This window comes from Streptomyces poriticola (assembly GCF_036689765.1).
GTDB lineage: Bacteria > Actinomycetota > Actinomycetes > Streptomycetales > Streptomycetaceae > Streptomyces > Streptomyces poriticola.
Genome location: NZ_JBAGKH010000008.1, coordinates 151,618 through 175,447 on the forward strand (window position 1 = coordinate 151,618; position 23,830 = coordinate 175,447).

Below are 23,830 nucleotides of genomic sequence, written 5' to 3' on the forward strand. Positions count from 1 at the left end.
CCTGTTCGGAAGGCGGCTTCGGCTCTGGGGTGTGCGGGAGGGGCCGGCGTGCCGCGCACACCGCCCGCCGCCAGTATGACGGGGGCGGGCGGTGTGCGTCAGGTGCCGGAGGCCTCCGTTCACGCAGCCGGACCGGAGGACGGGGTGCCCTGCCGTCGGTCCAGGGCCTGTCGCGTCAGCCCGCGAGCACCCGTCCCGTCACCTCCCCGAGGCCCACCCGGGTTCCGTCCGGGCCGGGCGCCCAGGCCGTGAGGGTGACTTCGTCGCCGTCCTCCAGGAACGCGCGCTTGCCGTCGGGCAGTTCGAGCGGGTCGCGGCCGTTCCAGGTCAGCTCCAGCAGGGAGCCGCGTTCCCGTTCGGTCGGGCCGCTGACCGTGCCCGAGCCGTACAGGTCACCGGTGCGCAGGGACGCCCCGTTGACCGTCATGTGGGCCAGCTGCTGGGCGGCCGTCCAGTACATGGTGGAGAAGGGCGGCTCGGAGACGACGTGGCCGTTGACGGCGACGGAGATCCGCAGGTCGTAGCCGCCGGGCTCCTCGTTCGTATCGTCCAGATAGGGCAGCAGCTCGTGGGTCCGCTGCGGCGGCGCCACCCGGGCCTCCTCCAGAGCGTCCAGCGGGGTGATCCAGGCGGACACCGACGTGGCGAAGGACTTGCCCAGGAAGGGGCCGAGGGGGACGTACTCCCAGGCCTGGACGTCGCGTGCGGACCAGTCGTTGAGCAGGCACAGCCCGAACACGTGCTCGCGGAAGTCGCCGAGCGGCACTGGCCGGCCAAGCTCGGACGGGACGCCGACGACGAAGCCGACCTCGGCCTCGATGTCCAGCCGCACCGACGGGCCGAAGACCGGAGCGGTGTCCGTGGGTGCCTTTCGCTGGCCGGACGGCCGGCCGATGTCCGTGCCCGACACCACCACCGTGCCGGAGCGGCCGTGGTAGCCGATCGGGAGGTGCTTCCAGTTCGGGGTGAGGGAGTCCTCGGCGTCCGGGCGGAAGATCTGGCCGACGTTCCGGGCGTGGTTCTCGGAGGCGTAGAAGTCGACGTAGTCCGCGACCTCGAAGGGCAGATGCAGGGTCACCGACGACAGCGGGTGGAACAGCGGCTCGAGGGTGTCCCGGTGGGACGGCACCGTCACCCAGGCCGTCAGCGCGCGCCGCACGTCCGACCAGGCGGTGCGGCCCGCCGCGAGCAGCGGGTTGAGGGTCGGCCGTGCAAGCAGGGAGGCGTACGGGGAGCCGAGCGCGTGGGCCGCCGCGCCGACGTCGAGGACGTGGTCGCCGAGCCGGACGCCCACCGTCCGTTCCTGCGTGCCGGGGATCGAGAACACGCCGTACGGGAGGTTGTGCGGACCGAAGGGATCGCCCTCGGGGACATCGAAGGGGGGCATCGGGTGCTGCCTCGCTTTCGTGCTCGCCGTGTGCGCTGTGCGCGCTGTGTGCGTCAGCCATGGGGTCACGGGCCGGGTGGCGCGGGCGTGCGCCACGACGTTCCGTGGTCTGGCCACACGTTACGGGTGACGTGCGGGTCTTGGGCAGTGCACCGGCAGACCGCGGCGTGTGCCGGACCGGCCAGGTGCGGGTGCGGGACGGGTGGGTGCGCTCGGGATCAGGGCAGAGGGGTGCGGTGTGATGCGGGAACGGCGTGGAGTGACACGGGAGGGCGGTATGGGGGTCTTGGGGCTCGTGGGAGGGACCGGTGAGGCCTGGGCCCTTCGCAGGGCGGCGCGGTCGGCCGGTGGCGCTCCGCTTCCGCTTGTGTGCGGGAAGTTGTCAACAGGGCGGGCCGCAATCTTGACGGAGCGGTGCGAAGGGGGCGACTCTGGGCGGGTGCCGGAAGGCCTCGGGGAGGGGGCGTTCCGACGGCACACCAGGGGGGCGGATGGCCATTGGGGTGGCCGGTCCGGGTTCGGCGTGGGCTTCCGCGCAGCGGCGCGAGCGGCTGGAAGCGACCATGCGCGGGCGACTGGGCCGGGAATGCGTTTACGTACCGTCATGCCGGTTCGGTCTGTTCGTGGCACTGCGTCACTGGTGCCCGCCGGGCAGCCGGGTGCTGATGTCGCCGGTCAACGACGACGTCATCTTCTTCGTCGTCCTCGCGGCCGGACTGCGCCCGGTGCAGGCACCGCTGAACCCGCTGGACGCGTCGATCGACATCGACGCGGTGCCCGAGAAGGTGTGGGGCTCGCTGTCCGCGGTGCTGACGACGAACCTGTACGGGAACCCGGACCCGGCGCCCGGACTGCGCGCCCGCTGCGACGCGCTGGGGATCCCGCTGTTCGAGGATGCGGCGCACGCCATCGGCAGCGAGGTGGGGGGACGGCCGGTCGGCGCCTGGGGCGACGCCTCCGTTTTCAGCCTCTCCAAGCATGCCGGCGCGCAGGCCGGAGGCGTGCTCGCCGTCGCCGACCCGCGGCTGCGGGAGACAATGGAGACGTCCTGCGCCGAACTGCTGGCTCCACGCCGGGCGACGGCCGAACTCGCGTATGCGGTCCGGCCGTACGCGGAGGCGGCCGTGCGAGGACTGCGCCTCCGGCGCGCCGCCTGGGTCACGCTGCGGCTGCTGGGCCTGACGGAGCGCGAGGAGATCCGGATGCCGCTGCGCCCCGAGGAACTGGCCCGTGCGGTCGCCCTGGCGCCGGACCTCGCCGCCCATGACCCGTGGGTACGCGTCGACATGCACGACTACCGGCTGCGGTCCGGCCGGTTCCGGCTGGCCCGCATCGGCCGCAGGCTGGACCGGCTGGACGAGGTGCTGGCGGCCTGCCGGGCGGGCACGGAACTGCTGCTGTCCACGCGCTGGGCGCCCCCGTCCACGCGGCAGGGGGACACCGGACGGGCCCAGCCGCTGTTCCGGGTGCCGTTGCTGGTGGCGGACCGGGACGCGGCAATCACCGTGCTGGCCCGGCGCGGCGTCGTCGTCGGATACCTGTACGACCCGCCCCTGGACGACTACGCGGGCGGGACGTTCACCGATGTCTCACCCGCCCCCCAGGCGGCGCGCTGGTTCGCGCGGCACGCACTGCCCGTCGACCCGCTGCAGGCGCGGGCGGCCGTCGAGGTGCTGGAGGAGGCCGGGGTGCGGCCGGCCGAATCGCCGCAGTCGCTGACGGATCCCGCCGCGGAAGGGCCGGGTCCGGTCGGTGGCTGAGACGCAGGTGCACGAGACCACCGCGGTGGCCGCCGACGGCCGCCCGAAGCCGGCGGCCCGCGGGCGCGACGGCGACTCGCTGTTCAAGAACGCCTACTTCCTCATGCTCAGCACCGGCGTGTCCGCCGTGCTCGGCCTGGGCTTCTGGCTCGTGGCCGCCCGCTACTACTCGGAGGAGGCGGTCGGCCAGGGCTCCGCCGCGATCGCCGCGATGCGTCTGCTCGCCAGCATCACGGCGACGACGATGATCGGTGCAGTAGTCCGCTTCGTCCCTCGCGCGGGCCGGGCCACCGGGGCGCTGGTGTGGCGGACGTACGCGGCGAGTTCGTTGATCGTGGCCCTGGCCGCTGGAGTGTTCCTGCTCACCCTCGACCTGTGGGGGGCGTCGTACGCGCCGCTGGGCACCCCGGCGGCCGGGGCCCTGTTCGTCGCCGCCTGTGTGGCCTGGGCGCTGCTCACCCTGCAGGACGGGGTGCTGACCGGGCTGCGCAAGGCCGAGTGGGTGCCCGCCGGGAACGCGGTGTTCTCGATCGGAAAGCTCGTCCTGCTGGCCTTCTTCGCCACCGCGCTGCCGGTCCTCGGCATCTTCGTGTCCTGGGCCGTGGCGATCGCCTTCTCCACGCTGCCCCTCGGCTGGCTGATCTTCCGTCGGCTCATCCCGCGCCAGGCCGCCACCGACCGTGACGTGGAGCCGCCCCGGCTGCGCGAGATGGGCCGCTTCCTGGCCGGCGACTCGCTCGGTGCGCTGTTCAGCCTCGCGATGATCAATCTGCTGCCGGTGATGGTCGCCGTCCGCTTCACCGCCGCCGAGAACGGCTACTTCTACGTGGCGTACACCGTCGGCGGCACCATGGAGTTCATGGCCATCAACATGGCCTCCTCCCTCACCGCCCACGCCTCGCACGACCCGCGCCGCCTCGCCGACGGCGTCCGCGGTGCGCTGCGCCGGATGACCTTGCTGCTGGTGCCGGTGGTGCTGGTGCTCGTGCTCTTCGCGCCGCAGATCCTCGCCCCCTTCGACCAGGACTATGCCGAGCACGGCTCCCTGGTACTGCGTCTGCTCGCCCTGGGTGCGCTGCCGAGAATCCTCGTCGAGCTGTACATCGGTGTGCTGCGGGTGCAGGGTCGGACCGGCGTGCTCGCGGCCGTGCAGGGCGCCATGTGTGTCCTGGTACTGGGCAGCGCGGCGGTGCTGTTCACCCCGGCCGGGATCGCGGGCGCGGGCTGGGCGGTGCTGCTGGGGATGACCGCGGTCGCGCTGGGCTGCGTCCCCGGGCTGCGCGCGGTACTGCGGGGAGGCGGCGGCAAGGGCAGGGGGCAGGGCGGTGTGCCGGGCGCCGGCCGTGGCACCAGCCAGGGAGTCCCCGCCTACGGCACCCGCTGGGCGCGGCTCAACGCGACCGCCGGGTACGGCACCAGCTGGGCGCGGCGGGCGGCGTACGAGCAGCGCGGGCCCGGCGAGGACGGCGGGCGGGCCGGTGGGTCCGGCGGGTCCGGTGGGTCCGGCGGCGCCGGCCAGGAGGACACCGTCACGTTGTTCATAGGGCGGCCTGGATACGAACGGGAGGCCCTGGAAGCGGACACGCTCGCGTTGGTGGTCAGGCCGCCGCAGCAGCAGCCCGGCCACGGTGACGCGGACGTTGCTCAGGCCGACCGGGTCCGGGTGCGGGACGAGACCCGCGAGCGGCGTCTCAGGCTCGTCCTGTGGGCGCTCCTCGGCGCCGCCACCCTCGCCTTCTGGACTGCGCTGCGCGAACTGCCCTGGCCGGGCGGTGCGTCCGCGCCGTCGGCCGAAGTGAACGGGCGTGCCCTGCTGGACGAGCTGCCGCCGGTCTCGCTCCTCGCGGGCGGCGTGCTGCTCGTGGTGTTCGTGGCCTCGGTGACGCTGTGCCGGCGGCCGGAGCCGTGGCTGCCCGCTGCCGCGCTGGGCTCGGCCGTTCTCGCGCTCTACGCCGCGCCGGTCGCCCTCGGCCGGGAACCCCTGCCGGTCGGTGGGGTGTTGTACGAGCAGGCGGCCGCATTCCTCGCGGAGGCGGTGGCACTGGACGGGCCGGGTCCCCTGCTGCGCTGGTCGCCGCTCGTCTTGCAGCTGCTGTGTCTCGTACCCCTGTGGCTGCTCCTCGCGCACGCGGGTGAGCGACTGCCCTGGCCGGGACGCTGGGGGGTTCTCTATCTCGTCGCAGTGACGGGCTGGGTGGGCCGGGAGGCGCTCGCGCCCGCCGCACCTCCGCTGCTTCTGCTGCTCGTCATCGCCGTCCCGCTCCTGTCGCTGCGCCGCCCGGCCCCGACGACGGAGCCCCCGCACCGCACCAGATCGAACGACATGACCAAGGACTGATCGAGTACAGAGCCGAAAGCCAGGGGGGACCGTCGTGCGGCCGTCAACAACTCCACGGGAGAGAAGGGCATCAGAGCCCGCGCCAGGGAAGGAAGTACCGGACGCGCAGACGTCCGACGCGCAGGATGCTGCCTCGGACGGGCCTGGCACCTCGGCCACCAGGGACGCCTCGCGGCCGGGCAGGCCCGCCGCGTCGGAGGAGGACGGGCACCCGCACGACACCGAGCACGAGGCTCCGGCACAGGCGCAGAATGCCGCGCCGGCGCGGTACACCAGGGACACGCGGAGCATCACCGACACGCAGGACGCCACCACGGGCACACCGGACGCCACGGACATGCAGGGCGGCGTCATGGGGATGCAGGGCACCACGCCCGCGCAGAGCCCCACGCAGAGCCCCACGCCCGCGCTGGATCGCACGCCCCCGCAGGGCACCTCGGCCAAGGAGGGCACCACAGTCGCGGAGGGCGACTCGGTGTGGGAGAGCACCTCGGGGACCGACGACTTCCCGGCCACGGGGGAAGTGGCCCCGGGCGGCCCGGGCACCGTGGTGGAATCGCCGGGTTCACAGGAGTCGGCCCCCCGTACGCCGGACGAGGAGGAGATCTCCCCGCCGCCCCCGCACACCGCCACCGTCCTGGGCGCCCCGGGTTCCACGCAGACCGCGGCGGAGCCGGCGGGCTCCGGCGCGGAGGCGCCGACGGACCTCGCCGACCTCGCGCCGCTGTCGTCCGCGTGGTCCGCGTGGTCCGCGCGCCGAGCGTTCGCCGTCCGTCCGGTCCTGCCACTGCTCACCGCCCTCGCCCTGTGGCTGTACGCGCTGCGCCGCACCGACGTCTCCGCACTCGACGACTTCGGCCTGGTCACCGCGCTGCACCCCACGTTCTGGGCCGGCCTCGCCGTACTCACCACGGGCTTCTGGTTCACCGTCCGTGATCCGCGGCGCGGGCACGCCTGGCCTCTGTTGTACGTCCTCGGGCTGCTGGTCATGGAGCGCGCCACCCAGGCCCTGCTCTACCCGAGTCCGCTGTACGCCTGGGCGTGGAAGCACGACGCGGTCGTCGACCATCTGCTGACGTCGGGCGGGCTGCAGACCGAGGCCCAGCTCGGCGACATGGCCGTCTACGACCAGTGGCCGGGCTTCTTCGCAGCCCAGGCGGCGCTGGTACGGCTGCTGGGCGTCGAGAACACCGCGATGTACATGGCGTGGTGGCCGCTGGTCTCCAGCCTGTTGCTGCTGCTCCCGCTGCTGCTGGTCTACCGCACCTTCACCACGGACCGGCGGCTGATCTGGACCGCGGTGTGGCTGTTCTGCGTCGGCAACTGGGTGGGCCAGGACTACTTCTCCCCGCAGTCCGTCGCCTTCGCCCTGCACCTGTGCGTCCTGGCCGTGGTGCTGCGCCGGTACGGCCGGTCGGGCGGGCGGAGCGGCAGACAGCGGCAGGCACTCTGGACGGTGGTCGTCACCGTGCTGGTCACGACCATGGTCGTGACACACCAGCTGACGCCCGGCATGCTGGTCGTCTCGCTCGCGGCCCTGTGCCTCACCCGCCGCCATCGCGACTGGGTGCCGCTGGTCACCGCGGTCGTGATCTTCCTGGCCTGGTGCCTCACCGCCGCGCTGCCCTTCCTGTCCTCCGTGATGCCGGACATGATCCGCTCCGTCGGCGACGTCGGCGGCAATGTCTCGACGGGGTACGGGGCGACGCCGACCGGCACCGGAGCGGAGTGGACCTCGTGGGCCGCCAGGCTCCTCTCGGCCTCCGCCCTGCTGCTCGCACTGGCCGGCGTGCTGCGCCAGCCGGTGCTGCGGCACCGCGCCCTGCCGCTGCTGCTCGTCACCGCGGCGCCGCTGCCGATGCTCGTGGCGAGCAGCTACGGCAGCGAGATGATCTTCCGGGTGCTGCTGTTCATGCTGCCCGGTGCGGCCTTCTTCGCCGCCGCGCTGCTGCCCAGGGTGCGGACCCTGGCCGCCGACGCCGCGCCCGCTCCCGCGCGGGAGCCCGGCGGGAGCGTGCCCGCCCCGCGCCGCAGGATCCCGCTGCCCCGCGCCCGGTACGGAGCGTGGTTGCCGCTGGTCGCACTCCTCGCCGGGACGCTCGCGTTCGTGCCGAGCTACTCCGGCAAGGACCGCATCAACTACTTCCCGCCGCAGGAGGTGGCCCTGGTGCGCGAGCTCTTCGAGCGAGCGCCCGACGGTTCGCTCGTGGTCGCCGCCAACCGCAACTACCCGCTCGCCTACGAGGAGTACTGGAACATCGACCACTACTGGTTCCTCGACGACGACCGGCGGCACGTCGACGCGATCGTGCAGGACCCGGCCACCGTGCTCGCCCGCGACATGTCCGGGGTCGAGGCACCGGCGCGGGCGTACTTCCTGCTCACCCAGGGCCAGTGGGCCAATTCCGAGATGAACGGGCAGCTGGACGGAGAACAGCTCGAGCACATACGGGAGTCCGTGGCCGCGTCGCCGCGGTTCCGGCTGGTCGCCGAGAACGGCGCCGGCGTGCTCTATGTCCTGACACCGGCGAGCTGAGGAGAGGTGCGCGCCATGACACCGCAGGATCTGGTGATCCGTATGCTGCCCGCGTTCGGGGGCTGGCTGGCCCTCGCCGCGCTCGCTCTGCCCGGCGGTTCACCGCTGCGCGGCGCGGCGGTCGCGGTCTTCCTGGCAGCCGGGCCGGGAGCCGCGCTGGTCAGAATCTGCGGCCCCGCGCTGAGCTCCCGGCCGGCCGAGGGACCCGTCGAACGCCGGAACGCCGCCTTCGAACGCCACTCCGACCTGCTGGAGCGGCTGATGCTCGCCGTGTTCCTCAGTGTCAGCGCGACGATCCTGGTGGCGACCGTCCTGATAGCCGCGCAGGCCCTCAGCGGGGAGCGGGTACTGCTGGCACTCACCTTGCTGACCACGCTCGCCGCGTTCTGCCCGCGTCTGCGGGCCTCCCCGATGCCGAGGACAGGAAAGGGTTCCACTCCGTGAAGGTGTCCCGGTCGAACCGGTGGAACCGGTTGCCCCGCCCCCTTCGTCGCACGACGGCCGACCCGGCGCCGTCCGGCCCGCCCGGCCGCTCCGGCGCCGACCGCATGCCCAGAACGCGGAGCAGGCGCCGCCTGCTCGTCACCTCACTCGCCGTCATGTGCGCGGTCCTGCTGGCCGTGCTCGCCCTGCGCCACTCCTCCGGGCCCGCGGGAGGTGACTCCGGTTCTCCAGGCTCCGGCCGGGACGGCGACTGCCGTCCGACGGAGCTCCTCGAACCACCGTGCGGTGCCTGGTTCGGCGCCTTCGTGCCGCACGACAAGGCGGACCTCGCCGAGAAGGTCCGTGCCTACGAGAAGCGCGTGGGCCGCAGGCTCGACATCGTGTACACGTACCACGACATGTCAGCGGTCACGGACACCCGGCTGGAAGGACAGCTGCTCACCGAGCAGGAACAGCGCGTGGGTGAGGACCGGATGCTGCTGTTGTCCTGGGAGAGCAAGTGGTGGGGCGGCACGCGGCACCAGCAGCCGACCTGGAAGCAGATTGCCGATGGTGACCTGGACGACTCCGTGATCGACGTCCAGGCCCAGCGCATCAAGGAGTACGGTCAGGGCACAGGGAAGAAGGTGTTCCTCTCCTTCGACCTGGAGATGGACACCCGCACCCCGGACGCGGGCACCCCGGAGGAGTACGTACGCGCCTACCGGCACATTCACGACCGGTTCCGGGAACTGGGCGTCGACAACGTGGTGTGGACCTGGATCATCACCGGATACCTGAACCACGCAGAGCTGTTCGAGCGGATGTACCCGGGACACGCCTACGTCGACTGGATCGGCTACAACCAGTACAACTACTACCGCTGCCACAAGACGGGCTGGCTGTCCTTCGCCGAGACGCAGACCGCCACGCACGACTGGATCCGCACGCGGATATCCGACGACAAGCCGCTGATGCTGTCGGAGTTCGGCAGCGCCTTCGACACGGACCGTCCGGACCGGCAGGCCGACTGGTACGCGCAGGTTCCACGGGTGCTCAAGCGCCTCGAGGGCGTGAAGGCCGCGCTCCAGTGGAACTACCGAGACCCGGGACCGCACTGCAACCTCGCCGTGGCCAACGACGCGGCGTGGCGCAGCCTGCGCGAGGTGGCCGCCGACCCGTACCTCAACCAGCCGCGCGAGTAGGCGACGGACGGGGCGCGGGCCGACCGGCTGTCACCCCGGGTCAGCCCGCGAACTCGGGCCCGTGCACCACCGCGCGGGCCCTGCGGTACCAGCGCCAGGCCACCGTCCTCGGACCGTCGCGGTAGGGGGCGGTCCGCGCCCCCAGCCCCGCCAGCCACGCCTCGACGTCGGCGGCGGTGTGCGAGCGCCGGACGATCAGCCGGGCGATGCGGTAGCGCTCGTCGCGGTCCGAGCTGAGCGCGTGCCGCACCGCGGTCGCCGTCTCGTAGCCCGTTCGGGCCGCCATCCCGCGTACCCGCGGGCTGTTGTAGCCGTGCGGGTAGGCGAGGTGGGGGACAGCGTGGCCCAGGGCGTCCTCCAGGACGGTCTTGGACGTGCGCAGCTCCTCGGCCAGGCGGCGCGCCGGCAGGGTGTCGAGCTGTGCGTGGGTGACGGTGTGGCTGCCGATCTCCATGCCGTGACGTTCCAGCTCCGGCACCTGGTCCAGGGTCATCATCGGGGCGGGAGGCAGCAGGCTGTGTCCGCCCGGGGTGATGGCGCCGGTGGTCAGGTACGCGGTGGCGGGCAGGGCGCGTTCGGCCAGTGCCTCGGCGGTGCGCCCCGGCAGGTCCGCGAAGCCGTCGTCGAAGGTCAGCAGCACGGGCCGGGACGGCAGCGGCGTCCGTCCGGCCAGGTGACCGGCGAGCGTGCCGATCGTGACGGGCGTACGGCCGCTGTCGACGATCGCGTCCAGATGTGCGGCGAACTGCCTCGGGGTGAGGGTGAACTCGGCGATCCAGCCGGGCGGATCGTCCATCACTGCGTGGTAGAGGAACACGGGGATGTGCCCCGGCCGGGCGCCGTCCCCGCTCCGCCCGTCCCCCGTCGGCTTCCCGGTCCCGGTCCCGCTCCCGACCCGGGCCCCGGGCCTGCCGCGTGCCGCTCTCGCGCCCTCGCTCATCGCTCCTCCAGGGTGACCGTGCGCAGGGCCCGGCGGGCGCGGAGATAGCCGACGGGTCCGTACAGCATGCCGCGGCGCTGCAGGCGGGACAGGCGCCGGGGCCACGGGTGGCTGCGGGAGTCGTGCCCACCCGGCACGCCGGCCTGCCCGATCCCCACCCGGTCCCGCACGCCGTCCTGCGGCACGTCCCGTCCGTCGTCCTGTGCGGTGCCCGGCTCGTCGTCCTGTGCGGTGCCGGGCCCGTCGTCCTGTGCTGCGTCCCGCATCGGATCCCGCGTCGCGGTCAGCGTGTGCGCGTGGGCGAGCCCCCGCGGGAGCCGGGCGAGGAAGGCCGGCAGCAGGGCAGGTCGGTTGACCAGGACCGCGGTGAGGTAGGCGGTGAGGCCCGCACCGTAGCCGAACGCCTGGGTCTCCAGGTCCCGCCAGGTCTCCCTGTGGTGGTGCCACACCAGGGCGTACGGCGTGTAGTGCAGCCGGTGCCCCGCGGCGAGGACGCGGACGAACCCGTAGAGGTCGTCGCCGCCACGCGCGCGCGTGCCCGCACCGGTGGCCGGGTCGAAGCCGCCGACGGACCGCAGTACCTCGGTACGGAACGCCATGTTGGCGCCGGAGCCGAACCGCCCCGCAGTGAAGGGGAACAGCGGCTCGTCCACGGGCGGGGTGGACGGGTCGTACGTCCGTGGTGTGAATCCCTTGGCAAAGCCCCCGTGGCTCTCCAGCAGCACCTGGGCGGGGGTGCCCAGCCGCGCGGGCAGGATCAGGCCGGTGGCGCACCCGAGCGCGGGGTCGGCCGCGAAGGGCGCGGTCAGTTCGGTGAGCCAGCGGGGGTCGGCGACCACGTCGTCGTCCGTGAAGGCGACCACCTCGCCCCGTACGGCGGCGAGTCCCGTGTTGTGCGCGACGGCGAGGCCGGGGACCGGCTCGCACACGTACCGCACGCGCTCGGCGTACTTGCGCTCGACCAGTTCCCGGGTCTCGTGGGTCACGGGCGCGTTGTCGACGACGACGATCTCGGCGTCCGGATGGTCCTGGGCGAGCAGCGAGTCGAGGGCCCGCGCCAGCTGACCGGCGCGCTCCCGGGTGGCCACCACGACACTCACCGACGGCACCCGCCCCCCGGGAGTTGCCGGTTCCTCCGGCACCGGCAACTCCCGGGCGAGCCCCGCCAGTACCTCGGCCGGTTCGGCGCCCTCCGGCACCCGTCCCAGCAGTGTGCCGACGGGCCGCCCCGACCGCCGGACCAGGACGAACACCTCACCGGACGTCACCGTCGCACTGGCCGGCCCCGGCCTGAGCTGCACCCCGTCGCACCAGGAGATCCGCCTGGGGTCCCGCCTGCTGTCCTGCCCGGGGTCCTGCCCGAGCTCCGGCCTGTGATCCTCCCCGGGGCCGCGGCCGAGCTCCGGTCTGTGATCCTGTCCGGGGTCCCGGCCGAGCCCCGGCCCCGGTTCACGGCCGAGTTCCAGCTCTGCCACCTGCACCGGGCCGATGCTCAGAAACCGCTCGATCTCCCGCCGAGTCCTCCCTGGCACTGTCTTGCCCCGCCGTGTCTTGCCCCGCAGTGTCTTCCCCTCCCGCGCCGCTTCCTGCCGCGTTGCGTCCTGCCCTGTCGTTCCCTGCCCTGTCGCTTCCCGGTCCGCCGTTTCCTGGTCCGGATCGGTTCTCTCGTTCTGCGGGTCCTCAGCCCGTGCCCGTTCCCGCTGCGACCCCTCACGCGCGCGCCGTGCCCCGGCCATGCGCCCACCCCCTTGCTCGTCACCCTGTCCTCACGACCGGCGCAGCCGCGCCGCCCCCCTCAACGTCCGTACGGCCAGCGACGCGAGCCGTGGCCGGGCGCGGACGAAGCCCTGTGTGCGGCGCGTCGGCTCCCGGCGGAGCCACTGCAGCGCGGCACCGGGCCCCGGACGTGCCGCCGCACCCTCGTACACGGGCAGTTCGCCCGTCTTCAGCGAGTCCTTGTACTCGGCGGCCCCGCGCCCCATGTCGAGCATGCCGACGCCCTCGGCCGCGGCGGCCTCGGCCATCCGCAGATGCAGCACCAGCCCCGGTGAGTACTTCGCGAACTCCGGGTCGTACGCCGGGAACCAGCAGGACAGCACGGTCGCCGAGCGCAGCCCGAAGTGGGCGGCGACGGGGCGCTCGCCGGCGTAGAGCACGGAGAGTGTGCCGGTGCACTCCGGTGCCCGGGTCCCGGCGAGCCCGCCGACCAGCCGGGCGATCCATTCCTGGGCGAACCGGTCCCGGCGCCCGGTCCTGCGGTACTGCGCCGACTTCCAGGCCATGAGCGTGCGCAGCGCGGCCGGGTCGCGCTCGTCGAGCACGAAGCGCACGACGCCGACCTGGCGGCCGAGCCGCCGCTCCTTGGCCAGCGTCGTCCTCAGGAACTTCGGGGACCGGGCGCGCAGTTGCCGCTCGTACACTTCGTAGCCCTGCTCCACGTCGATGACGTAGGCGGCGTGCTCCTCGGCGGCGTACGGCACGAACAGCCGTTGCTCCGCCTCGAGGTTGTCGAAGGAGAGGCCGGACAGGCCGCAGGCCCGCAGCAGGGCACCGGCGTCCGGGGCCGGACCCTGGCCCAGCACCGCCCCCTGGCAGTCCGAGACGCCCAGGCCGATCGCGCGGCCCTGGCCCAGCGGACCCCGCTCGTACGGCAGGAATCCGGCCGGTTCCCGGCCGTCGTACAGGACCGCCACCCGGGCCCCGGGCCGCACCCGGCCCACTGCCTCGGTGAACTCCGGTTCCATGAACGGGTTCCGCGGCGCCTGCGACTTGGCGCGCAGTTCGCGCCAGTGCTCCCGGTCCCCCTCGCCCAGCTCGTGCGGGCGCAGCACACGTACGCGTCCCATGCTCAACTCGACCCCCCGATCAAGTCCCCCCTGGACAAACAGGAAGGTACCGCCGGAGCCGTCCGGAGGGTAGGTAGCGGAGCATGTTGTTGCCAATCGGTGCACAGGCCCTTAACCGGCTTTAGTCCGTGATCCGATAGCTTTCGGACACAAACGTCCTGATGCGGACCTGTTCTTGACCGTCACGCGTGCGTTCTGCTTCGCATGCGTTCCGTGGGTGAGTCGGTGGGGCGCGATGTCCGTATTCTCTGATCATGGACCCCACCGCATATGCACTCGTCGCCACCGATCTCGACGGAACCCTGCTCCGGGGCGACGACACCGTCTCCGATCGGTCGCTCGCCGCGCTCACGCGGGTGACCGGGTCCGGTGCGCGGCATCTGGTGGTGACGGGCCGCCCGGCGCCCCGGGTGCGGCCGCTCCTCGCCGACCTCGGCTGCAAGGGGCTCGCGGTGTGCGGTCAGGGAGCGCAGCTGTACGACGCCCGGGCGGACCGTCTGCTGTGGTCGGTCACCCTGGACCGGGAGCTGGCAGAGACCGCGCTGGGCAAGATCGAGGCCGAGGTGGGGCAGGTGTACGCGGCCGTCGACCAGGACGGCGTCGACGGGCTCACACTGATCGAGCCGGGGTATCTGATGCCGCACCCGACGCTGCCCGCCGTGCGGGTCGGCCGGCGCGAGGATCTGTGGTCCGAACCGATCAGCAAGGTGCTGCTGCGCCATCCCGACCTGTCCGACGACGAATTGGCGGCCACCGCGCGCGCGGTGGTCGGTTCGCTGGCCACGGTCACCATGTCGGGGCCGGGGACCGTGGAGCTGCAGCCCTGCGGCATCACCAAGGCGACCGGTCTGGCGCTGGCCGCCGCGCAGCTGGGGCTGAGCCCGGAACAGACCATCGCCTTCGGTGACATGCCCAACGACATCCCCATGTTCGACTGGGCGGACCGCGGTGTGGCGATGGCCAACGCACATCCCGAACTGCGGGCGGTGGCCGACGAGGTCACCCTGTCGAACGAGGACGACGGCATCGCCGTCGTCCTCGAGCGACTGTACGGGCGGTGATCAGGGGGAATCCTGCCGCGCCTCCGGGGTGCCTCAGTACGGACCGTAGACGTTGTCGATCGAGCCGTACCGGTGGGCCGCGTAGTTGCAGGCGGCGGTGATGTTGGCGACCGGGTCGTACGGGTCCCAGGAGGTGCCGGGCACGTGGTAGGCGCGGAAGGTCGGGTCGATGACCTGGAGCAGGCCCTTGGACGGGGTGCCGTTGGCCGCGTTGATGTCCCAGTTGTTGATGGCGTACGGGTTACCGGACGACTCCCGCATGATGTTGCGGTGGATGCCGTTGTACGAGCCGGGGATGCCGTGCTGCGCCATGACGGCGAGCGACTCGCGGATCCAGCCGTCGAGGTTGTTGGAGTAGGCCGTCGTCGCGGTCGTGACGGTCGCCGGGGCAGCGGGAGCGGCGGCGGCGGTGGTAGCGCCGACGAGCGGCAGCGCGAGCACGGCGGCGCCCGTGCCGGCGACGGCGAGCGTGCGGGCGAGGCGCGAGGTCCGGGTGGTCAGGGCGGGGCGAAGGGAGCCGAAGGCAGCCATGTGAAGGATTCCTCTCCTACGCCTGCGAGGTGAGCTGTCGGGTTCGGGCGGGAGGTGCCCGGCCGCGCCCTGACGGGCGTGGCTTCACCCCGAGCCGTTCCGGTCGGTGACCGGCGCGGCGACTTACCTGGGTCCCCCGCTCCTGCCGTGCGTGAGTTGGTCGGTCGATGGGTTCCGTCCGGGCGGCGGCAGGACTCGGCGTCCGCCCGACAGGCCGGGAACGTATGCGAGAGCACATGTCCGGAACAAGTGCAGGATTCACACAAGCAGCGCTTTGACCATGATCCGAGGCTTTTGGTGTGCTTGATCCTTTGTGGGCGCCAAGGGTCAACTGGCTTGCGAGGTAAAGGAGGAGTAAGTGGCGAGGTGACTGCCGGGCCGAGAGGCTCGCGTGAGCCAACTCACCCGCGATCGCATCTACGGCAAATCGGGCAATACAGCCAACTAGGAGTCAACCGCCCACTCGTGGGCGGGATCGTGCGATTGCGCGTCGAATGGGTGACGTCGGCGGGGCCGGGGGCGTTGGGAGGGGTGCCGGGGCCCTGGGCGGGCCGCGCGTCGCGGTCGCGCCCGCCGGTCGGTATCGATCAAAATCTCTCCATATCACCTGATCGAAAACATACCGCTCATGATCCGATACCGACCGGCCTGTAACGGTGGGCGCTAGCGGTGATCGAAACGTGACCGGATACGCTGACTCGAGTGATGGCAGCGACCTATCGACAAGCCGGGTAACCGCCAGTAGACACCAGCAGACAGGAGACCCCTCGTGACCGTCGTCGGGCCGTTCGGGCTGAGCGTGCGGGACCAGGCTCTGGAAGCCGATGTCCAGGTCGGTTTGGCGGCTGTCGAGGAAGGGTTGCTCGAGGCAACCAAGAGCGAGGTGCCCTTCATCACCGAGGCCGCCCAGCACCTGGTGCGGGCCGGCGGCAAGCGGTTCCGGCCGCTGCTCGTGATGCTCGCGGCCCAGTTCGGTGACCCGTACGCGCCCGGTGTCGTGCCGTCGGCCGTCGTCGTGGAGCTGACCCACCTCGCCACGCTCTACCACGACGACGTGATGGACGAGGCCGCCGTCCGCCGCGGGGTGGCCAGCGCGAACACTCGCTGGGGCAACTCGGTCGCCGTCCTGACCGGCGACTTCCTGTTCGCCCGGGCCTCACAGATTCTCGCCGACCTCGGACCGGAGGCGGTCCGGGTGCAGGCGCTGGCGTTCGAGCGGCTGGTCACCGGGCAGATCCTGGAGACGGCCGGCCCCCAGGACGGCCGCGACCCGGTCGACCACTACCTGGATGTGCTGGCCGGCAAGACCGGTTCGCTGGTGGCGGTGTCCTGCCGGTTCGGCGCGATGATGTCCGGCGCCGACGAGCGGCTGGTGGACGTGATCAGCCAGTACGGCGAGCGGCTCGGCGTCGCCTTCCAGCTCGCGGACGACGTGCTGGACATCGCCTCCGACTCGCGCGAGTCGGGCAAGACCCCGGGCACGGACCTGCGCGAGGGCATCCCGACCCTGCCGGTGCTGCGGCTCCGGGAGCGGACGGCCCGCCTGGGCCTCGCCGAGGACCGCGCGCTGTGCGAACTGCTCGACTCCGACCTCAGCGACGACGGGCGCCACGCGGAGGCACTGCGCCTGCTGCGCGCCCACCCCGCGCTGGAGCAGGCCCGGCGGGACACCGTTCGCTATGCCGAGGACGCCCGCGCCGCCCTGACCCCGCTGCCGGAGTGCGACGCGAAGGCCGCGCTGGTGGAACTGTGCGACGCGGTGGTGCACCGGGCCGGTTAGTCTCCCGCCCCTCTCTTCCTCTCCTCCCTTTCCTCCTCTTTCCCTCCCCTTCTCTCCCTCCTCCTCGCCGTCTACCCCACTCGCCCGTTCGTCGGCCTGGGCGGGTGGCGCGCGTCACACGACCCCTACTGGTCGGGGGAGGTGTCATGCCGTCATGTCATACCCCAGCAGTACACGCAGTTGGCTCCGCGGTCTGACGCTTCTGCGGCGCGGATTTGGTGGGATGGACACCACGGAAAACACCACTCCTCACCGATTCGGGTGAGAATGGCGGCTCAGGGGTGGACGAGTGCGAGGTCGCGAGAAAGCCGCCGCCGACGACGGAGGTAGGGCACACATGGCACCGTACGAATCCGACGGCATCAAGACCGCCGGACAGGACGAGGAGCGCCGGGCGGGGAGGCGGCGCAAGGCCGCACGGTACGTCGTCCCGGTCACGGTGATGGGCGTGGCGGCCGCCACGATCGGGCTCGTTCCCGCGCTCGCCGACTCCGGGGACCCCGACCTCCCGGAGATCACCGCTCAGGAACTCATCGAGAAGATCGCCACGTCGGACGTGGAGCAGCTGTCCGGCACGGTGAAGATCAGCACCGATCTCGGCCTCCCGGATCTCGGCGGTCTGGAGAGCGGCCTGATGTCCGGCGGCCTGGGCGCCGGCGAGGACGGCGGTTCCGCCGCCGATCCCCAGGCCCGGCTGACGGAGCTGGCCAGCGGCACCCACACGCTGCGGGTCGCGGCCGACGGACCCGACCGGCAGAAGGTGTCAGTGCTCCAGGACGCCGCCGAGTACAGCCTGATCCACGACGGCAAGGACGTCTGGGGCTACGACAGCGCGTCCAACGAGGTCTACCACGCCACTGTCTCCGACCAGGCCGAGGAGTCGCACGAGCAGCCGCCCGCCACCCCGAAGGACTTCGCCGAAGAGGCGTTGAAGGCGGTCGACGACACCACGTCCGTCACCGTGGACGGCACGGCGCAGGTCGCCGGCCGGGACGCGTACCGGCTCGTGATCGACCCCAAGCAGTCCGGAACCACGGTCGGCGCGATCACCGTGGCGGTGGATGCCAGGACCGGGATGCCGCTGAAGTTCACACTGACCCCGGCCGCCGGCGGCGCCGCCGTGGTCGACGCGGGCTTCACCCAGGTGAGCTTCGCCAAGCCGGACGCGTCGACCTTCGACTTCGAGCCGCCCAAGGGCGCGAAGATCACCGAGGACGGCGCGCTGGAGGACCAGGCGCCGGAGCACGGCCAGAAGTCGGAGGAGGAGCTGGCAAAGGGCTTCGACGGCCTGAGCGTCATAGGCGAGGGCTGGAACGCGGTCGCGTCCTTCGACACCGGCGGCGAGGGTCTGCCGACGGCCTCCGCGGGCGGCGACCTCGGCGGGTTCCTGGACTCGCTCGGTGACCAGGTCACCGGTTCCTTCGGCTCGGGCACGGTCTTCAAGACCCGCCTGATCAACGCCCTGATCACGGAGGACGGCAAGGTGTACGTCGGCGCCGTCACCAAGGACACCCTGGTCCAGGCGGCGAACGGGAACTGACGGTCCGGGCCGGCGAACCGGGGCCGACGACCGGTTCGCCAGTCCGTACGGAGGGCGGAGCGTCCGCACGGAGGGAAAAGAGAGTCCGTACGCAGGGCGGCGCGTCTGTACGCAGGGCGGCGTATCCGTACGCAGGGCGGCGCGTCTGCACGCAGGACGAGCGTCCGTACTCGGGGTAGCGAGGGAGCCGATGGACGAACCGAGCGAGGGCGAGGGTGATGCCGTCATCGCCACACGCGCGCTCACCAAGCGTTACCGCGGTGGCCAGCTCGCCGTGGACGGCCTGGACCTGACCGTTCCGGCGGGCAGCGTCTTCGGCTTCCTCGGCCCCAACGGCTCGGGCAAGACCACCACCATCCGCATGCTGATGGGCCTGATCGAGCCCACATCGGGGACGGCAGCCGTGCTGGGCAGACCGATGCCGGGCGCGGCCCGCGCCGTAGTGCCGTGGGTAGGCGCTCTCATCGAGGGTCCGGCCCTGTACGGCCATCTGTCCGGGCGCGACAACCTGCTCCGGTACGACGCCGCCGACCCCACCGCCGATCCGCGCACCCGGCGCGAGCGGGTCGCGTCGGCGCTGGACCGGGTCGGCCTCACAGCCGCGGCCACGAAGAAGGCGAAGGCCTACTCGCTGGGGATGAAACAGCGGCTGGGGCTCGCGGCGGCGCTGCTGCAGCCGCGTCGCCTGCTGGTCCTCGACGAGCCGACCAACGGACTCGACCCGCAGGGCATGCGCGAGATCCGCACCCTGGTGCGCGAGCTGGCCTCCGACGGCACCACCGTGTTCCTCTCCTCCCATCTGCTGGACGAGATCGACCAGGTGTGCACGCACGCCGCCGTGATGGCCCAGGGCCGGCTGATCGTCCAGGGGTCGGTGGCGGACCTGGCCGCGGGCGTGCGCGGCCGACTGGTGGTGACCACGCCGGACACCACGGACGCGGCCCGGGTGCTCAAGGAGCAGGGCGCCGCGGACGTCGTCACCGCCGAGGACCGGGTGACGGCGCAGCCGCCGGGCCATGACCTGGCCGAGGTGAACGCCGCTCTGGTGGCGGCCGGGGTGCGCGTACGCGGCTTCGGACTGGAACGGGCCTCTCTGGAGGACGCGTTCGTGGCCCTGACCGGGGAGGGGTTCGATGTCGCGGGCTGAGTCAGGGCCTGAGACGCAGGCCGGCACGCGGACCGGGGCACGGAAGGGTACGGGGGCCGGGTCTGCGGCGTGGCCGTCCGCCCGTGAGCCGAGCGTGCTGTGGACGTTCGGGCTGCTGCGCAGCGAGCTGCTGACCACCTTCCGGCGCTGGCGCACCCTTGCGCTGCTCGCTGTGCTCGCCGCCGTACCGGTGCTGGTCGGGATCGCTGTCAGGATCGAGACGAGCGACGGTTCCCCGGTCGGTGGTGGCGGGGGCGGCGAAGGCGGGGCGGGCCCTGCGTTCATCGCCCAGATCACCAACAACGGCCTGTTCCTGGTCTTCACCGCGCTGGCAGCCACGCTGCCGTTCTTCCTGCCGATGGCCGTCGGGGTCGTCGCGGGCGATGCCATAGCCGGCGAGGCGAGCGCGGGCACGCTGCGCTATCTGCTGGTCGCCCCGGCCGGGCGCACCCGCCTGCTGTTCACCAAGTACGTCACGGTGATCGTCTTCTGCCTGGCCGCCACCCTCGTGGTCGCGGTCTCGGCGCTGGCGGCCGGGGCGCTGCTGTTCCCGCTCGGTGACCTGACGACCATCTCGGGCACGCGGATCTCGTTCGCCGAGGGCCTGGGCCGGGCCCTGCTGATCGCGCTGGTCGTCGCCGCGTCACTCGTCGGCGTCGCGGCCCTCGGCCTGTTCGTCTCCACCCTCACCGGCAGCGGCATCGCGGCGATGGCGACCACCGTGGGGCTGCTGATCACCGTCCAGATCCTCGACCAGATACCCCAGCTCCGCGCGGTCCAGCCGTACTTCTTCTCCCACTACTGGCTGTCCTTCGCCGACCTGATGCGCGATCCGGTCTACTGGGAGGACCTGACGAAGAACCTCGGTCTGCAGACCCTGTACGCGGCGGTGTTCGGCTCGGCCGCCTGGGCGCGCTTCACTGCGAAGGACATCACAGCGTGACGACCGGGGCGCGTCCCCCGCGGCTCTCCCAGGCCTCCGCCACGCCGAGCAGAAGTGCCTCGTCGCCGTGGTCTGCCACCAACTGGAGTCCGGCCGGGCAGCCGTCGTCGCCCAAGCCCGCGGGAAGACTCAGCGCAGGATGCCCACTCAGGTTGAACGCCCATGTCAGGGCGGTGGAGTAGCAGTCGCCCGGCCCGTCGTGGCCGTGCGGCGCGATCGGGGTCGTCGGCGTCAGCAGCAGCTCGGCGCCGGCGAAGTGCAGGGTCAGCCGGCGGTCGTTCTCCGCCCGGATCCGACGGGCGGCCCGCCGGTCGCCATCGGTTGCCCCGGGTGTGCGCAGGGCCAGCCATGCGGACGCAGGATCGGCCAGCCGGACCGGGCGCCGCGGCCGTACGAGCCGGACGACCCCGGCATCGACCAGGCGGTCCACGGCAGCCCGAGCCAGGGCGACGGGCCCGGGATCGGAAGCGGCGAAGCCGAGGTCGGGGGACCACACGGCGGGGACGGGAAGTGCGGCCGTCCTGCCGGCCGGTCCTGGCGACGTCGCCGTCCTTCCGCCCCGCTCCGGCGCAGTGGTGGCTGCCGCCCCGCCGGCCCGCCGTGCCTCCGGTGCCACCGTCCGCCAGTACGCCGCAACGTCCCGCGCCGAGCGGGCGAGGATCCCGGGTGCCGTGAGCCCGTCACGATCGGTGCTGGTGAGCTTCAGGCCGAGCACACCGCACCATGCGGCCGGGATCCGCACCGACCCGGCTCCGTCACTGCCCGTCGCCAGCGGCACCAGCCCGGCCGCCACCGCGGCGGCGGACCCGGCCGAGGAACCACCCGGCGTACGGTCGGCCCGCCAGGGGTTGACGGTACGGCCGTGGGCCCCGAGCCCCCATGTCTGCCAGGCGGTGCCCGGGCCCGGTACCGAGGTCGCGCCCACCGCCACGCAACCGGCGGCGAGCAGCGGCCCCGCGGCGCGCAGCCCGCGCCGCCCCTTCACGGCCAGCGGCACACCTGCGAGCGGCAGCGCTTCACCCGCCGCAACCCGTGCGTCCACCTCACCGGCCCGGCGCAGCGCCGCCTCGCCCCACACCTCCAGGAACGCGCACAGGCCGGGATCGACGTGCGCAATCCGGTCCAGTGCCGCCGCGACGACGTCGACGGCCCGCATCGTCCGCGCACGAACGGCCGACGCGATCCCGACCGCGTCCACGCCGCCGTCGAGGGCGTGTGCTGCGGCTGGTGCAGTGGTGATGGCGGTCGCACTGGTCATGGCTGCCGCAGCGGTCACCGCGGTCGCACTGGTCACGACTGGCTTAGTGGTCACGACTGTCTCAGCGGTCACGGCCGTCACGGATGTCATGTCCGTCTTCGCAGCACCCCGCTCAGTCGCCCCGCCTCTTTGTGTCATAGGCACGTCCGTTCTCTTCCTGCAGCCGCCCGGGCCGCCTCCGCCGCCCGGCTCCACGCCCTTCCGCCGGGCCACGGTCTCCTGGAACGAGCCTGTGACAGCGCGGTGACGCGAGAACCACGAGCAACCGGAGAGACTCAACATTAGGTGTACGAAAGGGGTCTGACGGTGCGGGGGCCGACTTCACCGGCCCGACCGCCCGCGGAACCCGTCGGCGAATGAGGGGACGATGGCGCGACTCAGCCGCGACAGCAGACGGGACGACCTGCAAGCCGAAGGGCCGGCCGCCCCGACGGCGAAGCCGCTCGACGTCCGTGTCCCGATGACCGGCCCCGGTGCGGTCGACGGCGTCCCCGTCGTCGCGGCTCCCGGCGAGGACATCCGGGCCGCCGTGCTGAACCGCCTCCATCGCATCGCGCTCACCGCGGGCGGCCCCGTCCTCGCCACCGTGCACGACGAGAACCTCGGTTACGTCGTGCCGCTCCGCGTCGAACCGGACGGCTCCAGTCACCTCGCCGGCGAGCCCGCCCCGGCACGGCGCGACAGGCCCACGCATCTGCTGCGTGCGGTGCCGGACACCTCGCGCCCCGAGTGCACGGCGCCCGGCACGGTGGCGCCGCCGACGGGAGTGTTCGGACCGCCGCCCCGGATGGACGAACCGCCGGCCACGCACCCGGACACGTCTGCCCCGGACTCTGATCCCGCCCCGATCCCCGATGCCGCCCCGATCCCCGATGCCGACCCGATCCGCGCTCCCCGCCCCATCCCACTTCCCCACCCCACCCGTGAGCCCGGCCCGATCCGCGGTGGTGATGCCAACCCTGAGCCCGATCCCATCGCCGGGCCGGGTCCCACCCCTGGTCCTGACCCCGATCCGGATCCCGATCCCGACCCGGATCCGGATCCGGATCCGGATCTGAAGTCGACCCCCACCCCGGCCCGTGGCTTCGACGCCGTCGCCGAGGCCGTGCTCGGGGGCGACCCGCTCACCGCGCCCGGCGATGCGAGCACTCCCGCGCTGCTCGCCGGACCGACGGCCCGGATCAACGACGCCGTCAAGGAGGGACGCACACAGGAGGCGGCGCGGTTGGCGGAGGACGCGGTGGAGCAGGCATCACGGACGCTGGGGACGGAGCACCCCGAGGTGCTCCGGTTGCGCGAACTGACCGCGTACATCGCCTACCTGTCGGGCGAACCGGTTCGCGCCCACCGTCTCTCTCTGGAGCTGGCCCGGCTGTACCGCCGCGCGGGCGACGCGGAGGCCGCGTACGGCAACGTCCAGAGCGCGGCCACAGCCTGGCGCGCCGTACGCGACCCCGTACAGGGGCTGGAGCTGGGGCGCGAGCTGATCGGCCTGTGGACGGAGCTCACGGTCGAGGACGGCCCGGCCGCCGCCGACGTCGAGCGACTGGAGTCCGCCCGCGCCCGCATGGCCCGCCTGACCGATCGGGCGCGTACTCAGGCCGGGTGAGGAGACGTGGCCTCCAGCCCCTGGTCCACGCTCGCCCCGGCCCGGTCCGTGCCTCCGGTGTGCCTCCCGTCGCTCCCGTCCCTCCCTACGGTCCTGCCTTCCCTGCTCCGCCGACCCGTCCCGGCCGGAGGGCACCCTCAGCCGGACAGCTCCCACATCGCGTACGCCGCGGCGTCGCTGTTGCGGTTCAGGGCCGTGTCGTCCGGATCAACTTGGCCGTTTGTGTCCACCAGCGGTATGCCAGTCAATACTGGGGGACTGTCGTCGACGAACGAATACGGTCCTGCCGTTCGCGCCAAACTGTCGTCCGGGCTCCTGGTCGGGCAATAACACTGCGACGAATCTCGGCACCGGCACGGATGAGGATGAAATCTATGTCGTTCCGCAGCGTGAATGTCACGTTTGGGAGGACAGTTCGGCCCCCATGTTCATTCGAGCGGAACAGCCCGCAGCGGCGTCGCTCGGCGTTCTTCCGGTGGCCTACGCCTATCTCGGCTACACCTTCCAGCGCTACCCGGGTCTGACG

The 23,830-nt window shown here is 72.5% G+C and carries 17 protein-coding genes and 1 riboswitch; of the genes, 11 read left to right on the forward strand and 6 right to left on the reverse strand.

Translation table 11 applies throughout. The features are described from left to right. Positions 1-175 precede the first annotated feature (175 nt). Positions 176-1,387: a fumarylacetoacetase gene (gene fahA, locus V5O46_RS15155; RefSeq protein WP_332885112.1), complete on the reverse strand. Its 1,212-nt coding sequence runs from the start codon at positions 1,385-1,387 to the stop codon at positions 176-178. 491 nt (positions 1,388-1,878) lie between these two features. Here fahA and V5O46_RS15160 point away from each other — a divergent pair, with 491 nt between their 5' ends. From V5O46_RS15160 to V5O46_RS15180, 5 genes are all read left to right on the forward strand, one after another. Continuing rightward, positions 1,879-3,147, forward strand: a complete 1,269-nt coding sequence (locus tag V5O46_RS15160) for a DegT/DnrJ/EryC1/StrS family aminotransferase (RefSeq protein WP_332885113.1) — start codon at positions 1,879-1,881, stop codon at positions 3,145-3,147. Further along, the gene (locus tag V5O46_RS15165; protein WP_408648997.1) at positions 3,140-5,485 is read left to right on the forward strand and encodes a lipopolysaccharide biosynthesis protein; all 2,346 of its coding nucleotides are present in this window, start codon (positions 3,140-3,142) and stop codon (positions 5,483-5,485) included. The genes V5O46_RS15160 and V5O46_RS15165 overlap by 8 nt, the downstream gene beginning before the upstream one ends. Before the next feature lie 337 nt (positions 5,486-5,822). Continuing rightward, on the forward strand, positions 5,823-8,021 hold the full coding sequence (locus tag V5O46_RS15170; RefSeq protein ID WP_332885114.1) for a glycosyltransferase: 2,199 nt from the start codon (positions 5,823-5,825) through the stop codon (positions 8,019-8,021). Between the two features lie 15 nt (positions 8,022-8,036). After that, the gene (locus tag V5O46_RS15175) at positions 8,037-8,465 is read left to right on the forward strand and encodes a hypothetical protein (protein ID WP_332885115.1); all 429 of its coding nucleotides are present in this window, start codon (positions 8,037-8,039) and stop codon (positions 8,463-8,465) included. 104 nt (positions 8,466-8,569) lie between these two features. Then, on the forward strand, positions 8,570-9,649 hold the full coding sequence (locus V5O46_RS15180; RefSeq protein ID WP_332885116.1) for a glycosyl hydrolase: 1,080 nt from the start codon (positions 8,570-8,572) through the stop codon (positions 9,647-9,649). A gap of 40 nt (positions 9,650-9,689) precedes the next feature. On the opposite strand, the gene V5O46_RS15185 is transcribed toward V5O46_RS15180, so the two are convergent. The 3 genes from V5O46_RS15185 to V5O46_RS15195 all read right to left on the reverse strand — a co-directional run bounded on the left by V5O46_RS15185 (position 9,690) and on the right by V5O46_RS15195 (position 13,435). Beyond that, a complete protein-coding gene (locus V5O46_RS15185; protein ID WP_332885117.1) occupies positions 9,690-10,445 on the reverse strand; it encodes a polysaccharide deacetylase family protein in 756 nt (251 codons plus the stop codon). A gap of 140 nt (positions 10,446-10,585) precedes the next feature. Continuing rightward, positions 10,586-11,908, reverse strand: coding sequence for a glycosyltransferase (locus V5O46_RS15190; RefSeq protein ID WP_332885134.1), 1,323 nt, complete (start codon positions 11,906-11,908; stop codon positions 10,586-10,588). Positions 11,909-12,355: 447 nt separating this feature from the next. After that, positions 12,356-13,435 carry a GNAT family N-acetyltransferase gene (locus V5O46_RS15195; protein ID WP_332885118.1) on the reverse strand — a complete coding sequence of 360 codons (1,080 nt, stop codon included), beginning with the start codon at positions 13,433-13,435 and terminating at the stop codon, positions 12,356-12,358. 254 nt (positions 13,436-13,689) lie between these two features. Between V5O46_RS15195 and V5O46_RS15200 the strand changes: the two genes are divergently transcribed. Beyond that, positions 13,690-14,496 (forward strand): HAD family hydrolase, encoded by an 807-nt coding sequence (locus V5O46_RS15200; RefSeq protein ID WP_408648998.1) that lies wholly within the window; start codon positions 13,690-13,692, stop codon positions 14,494-14,496. Positions 14,497-14,529: 33 nt separating this feature from the next. Here the strand turns inward: V5O46_RS15200 and V5O46_RS15205 are convergent, their stop codons facing one another. Next, entirely contained in the window at positions 14,530-15,027 is a 498-nt protein-coding gene (locus V5O46_RS15205; protein WP_332885119.1) for a transglycosylase SLT domain-containing protein, read from the reverse strand. A 4-nt stretch (positions 15,028-15,031) separates the two neighbouring features. Beyond that, a riboswitch (cyclic di-AMP (ydaO/yuaA leader) is annotated at positions 15,032-15,200 on the reverse strand. 596 nt (positions 15,201-15,796) lie between these two features. Here V5O46_RS15205 and V5O46_RS15210 point away from each other — a divergent pair. From V5O46_RS15210 to V5O46_RS15225, 4 genes are all read left to right on the forward strand, one after another. After that, a complete protein-coding gene (locus tag V5O46_RS15210; protein ID WP_332885120.1) occupies positions 15,797-16,807 on the forward strand; it encodes a polyprenyl synthetase family protein in 1,011 nt (336 codons plus the stop codon). Positions 16,808-17,144: 337 nt separating this feature from the next. Then, positions 17,145-18,347, forward strand: a complete 1,203-nt coding sequence (locus V5O46_RS15215; RefSeq protein WP_332885121.1) for a LolA family protein — start codon at positions 17,145-17,147, stop codon at positions 18,345-18,347. Positions 18,348-18,537: 190 nt separating this feature from the next. Beyond that, positions 18,538-19,494, forward strand: a complete 957-nt coding sequence (locus V5O46_RS15220) for an ABC transporter ATP-binding protein (RefSeq protein ID WP_332885122.1) — start codon at positions 18,538-18,540, stop codon at positions 19,492-19,494. Then, positions 19,481-20,437, forward strand: a complete 957-nt coding sequence (locus V5O46_RS15225) for an ABC transporter permease (protein WP_332885123.1) — start codon at positions 19,481-19,483, stop codon at positions 20,435-20,437. Before V5O46_RS15220 ends, V5O46_RS15225 begins: the two co-directional genes overlap by 14 nt. Here the strand turns inward: V5O46_RS15225 and V5O46_RS15230 are convergent. Beyond that, positions 20,427-21,593, reverse strand: coding sequence for an amidase (locus tag V5O46_RS15230; protein ID WP_332885136.1), 1,167 nt, complete (start codon positions 21,591-21,593; stop codon positions 20,427-20,429). The genes V5O46_RS15225 and V5O46_RS15230 overlap by 11 nt on opposite strands. Positions 21,594-22,062: 469 nt before the next feature. Here V5O46_RS15230 and V5O46_RS15235 point away from each other — a divergent pair, with 469 nt between their 5' ends. Further along, positions 22,063-23,304, forward strand: a complete 1,242-nt coding sequence (locus V5O46_RS15235; protein ID WP_332885124.1) for a tetratricopeptide repeat protein — start codon at positions 22,063-22,065, stop codon at positions 23,302-23,304. Positions 23,305-23,830 lie beyond the last annotated feature (526 nt).

Excerpts from the sequence above, each read along its gene's own strand:
- fahA (WP_332885112.1), bottom strand. The coding sequence starts at position 1,387 with ATGCCCCCCTTCGATGTCCCCGAGGGCGATCCCTTCGGTCCGCACAAC.
- V5O46_RS15160 (WP_332885113.1), top strand. The coding sequence starts at position 1,879 with ATGGCCATTGGGGTGGCCGGTCCGGGTTCGGCGTGGGCTTCCGCGCAG.
- V5O46_RS15170 (WP_332885114.1), top strand. The coding sequence starts at position 5,823 with ATGCAGGGCGGCGTCATGGGGATGCAGGGCACCACGCCCGCGCAGAGC.
- V5O46_RS15175 (WP_332885115.1), top strand. The coding sequence starts at position 8,037 with ATGACACCGCAGGATCTGGTGATCCGTATGCTGCCCGCGTTCGGGGGC.
- V5O46_RS15180 (WP_332885116.1), top strand. The coding sequence starts at position 8,570 with ATGCCCAGAACGCGGAGCAGGCGCCGCCTGCTCGTCACCTCACTCGCC.
- V5O46_RS15185 (WP_332885117.1), bottom strand. The coding sequence starts at position 10,445 with ATGGACGATCCGCCCGGCTGGATCGCCGAGTTCACCCTCACCCCGAGG.
- V5O46_RS15195 (WP_332885118.1), bottom strand. The coding sequence starts at position 13,435 with ATGGGACGCGTACGTGTGCTGCGCCCGCACGAGCTGGGCGAGGGGGAC.
- V5O46_RS15200 (WP_408648998.1), top strand. The coding sequence starts at position 13,690 with ATGGACCCCACCGCATATGCACTCGTCGCCACCGATCTCGACGGAACC.
- V5O46_RS15205 (WP_332885119.1), bottom strand. The coding sequence starts at position 15,027 with ATGGCTGCCTTCGGCTCCCTTCGCCCCGCCCTGACCACCCGGACCTCG.
- V5O46_RS15215 (WP_332885121.1), top strand. The coding sequence starts at position 17,145 with ATGGCACCGTACGAATCCGACGGCATCAAGACCGCCGGACAGGACGAG.
- V5O46_RS15220 (WP_332885122.1), top strand. The coding sequence starts at position 18,538 with ATGGACGAACCGAGCGAGGGCGAGGGTGATGCCGTCATCGCCACACGC.
- V5O46_RS15225 (WP_332885123.1), top strand. The coding sequence starts at position 19,481 with ATGTCGCGGGCTGAGTCAGGGCCTGAGACGCAGGCCGGCACGCGGACC.
- V5O46_RS15230 (WP_332885136.1), bottom strand. The coding sequence starts at position 21,593 with ATGCGGGCCGTCGACGTCGTCGCGGCGGCACTGGACCGGATTGCGCAC.
- V5O46_RS15235 (WP_332885124.1), top strand. The coding sequence starts at position 22,063 with ATGGCGCGACTCAGCCGCGACAGCAGACGGGACGACCTGCAAGCCGAA.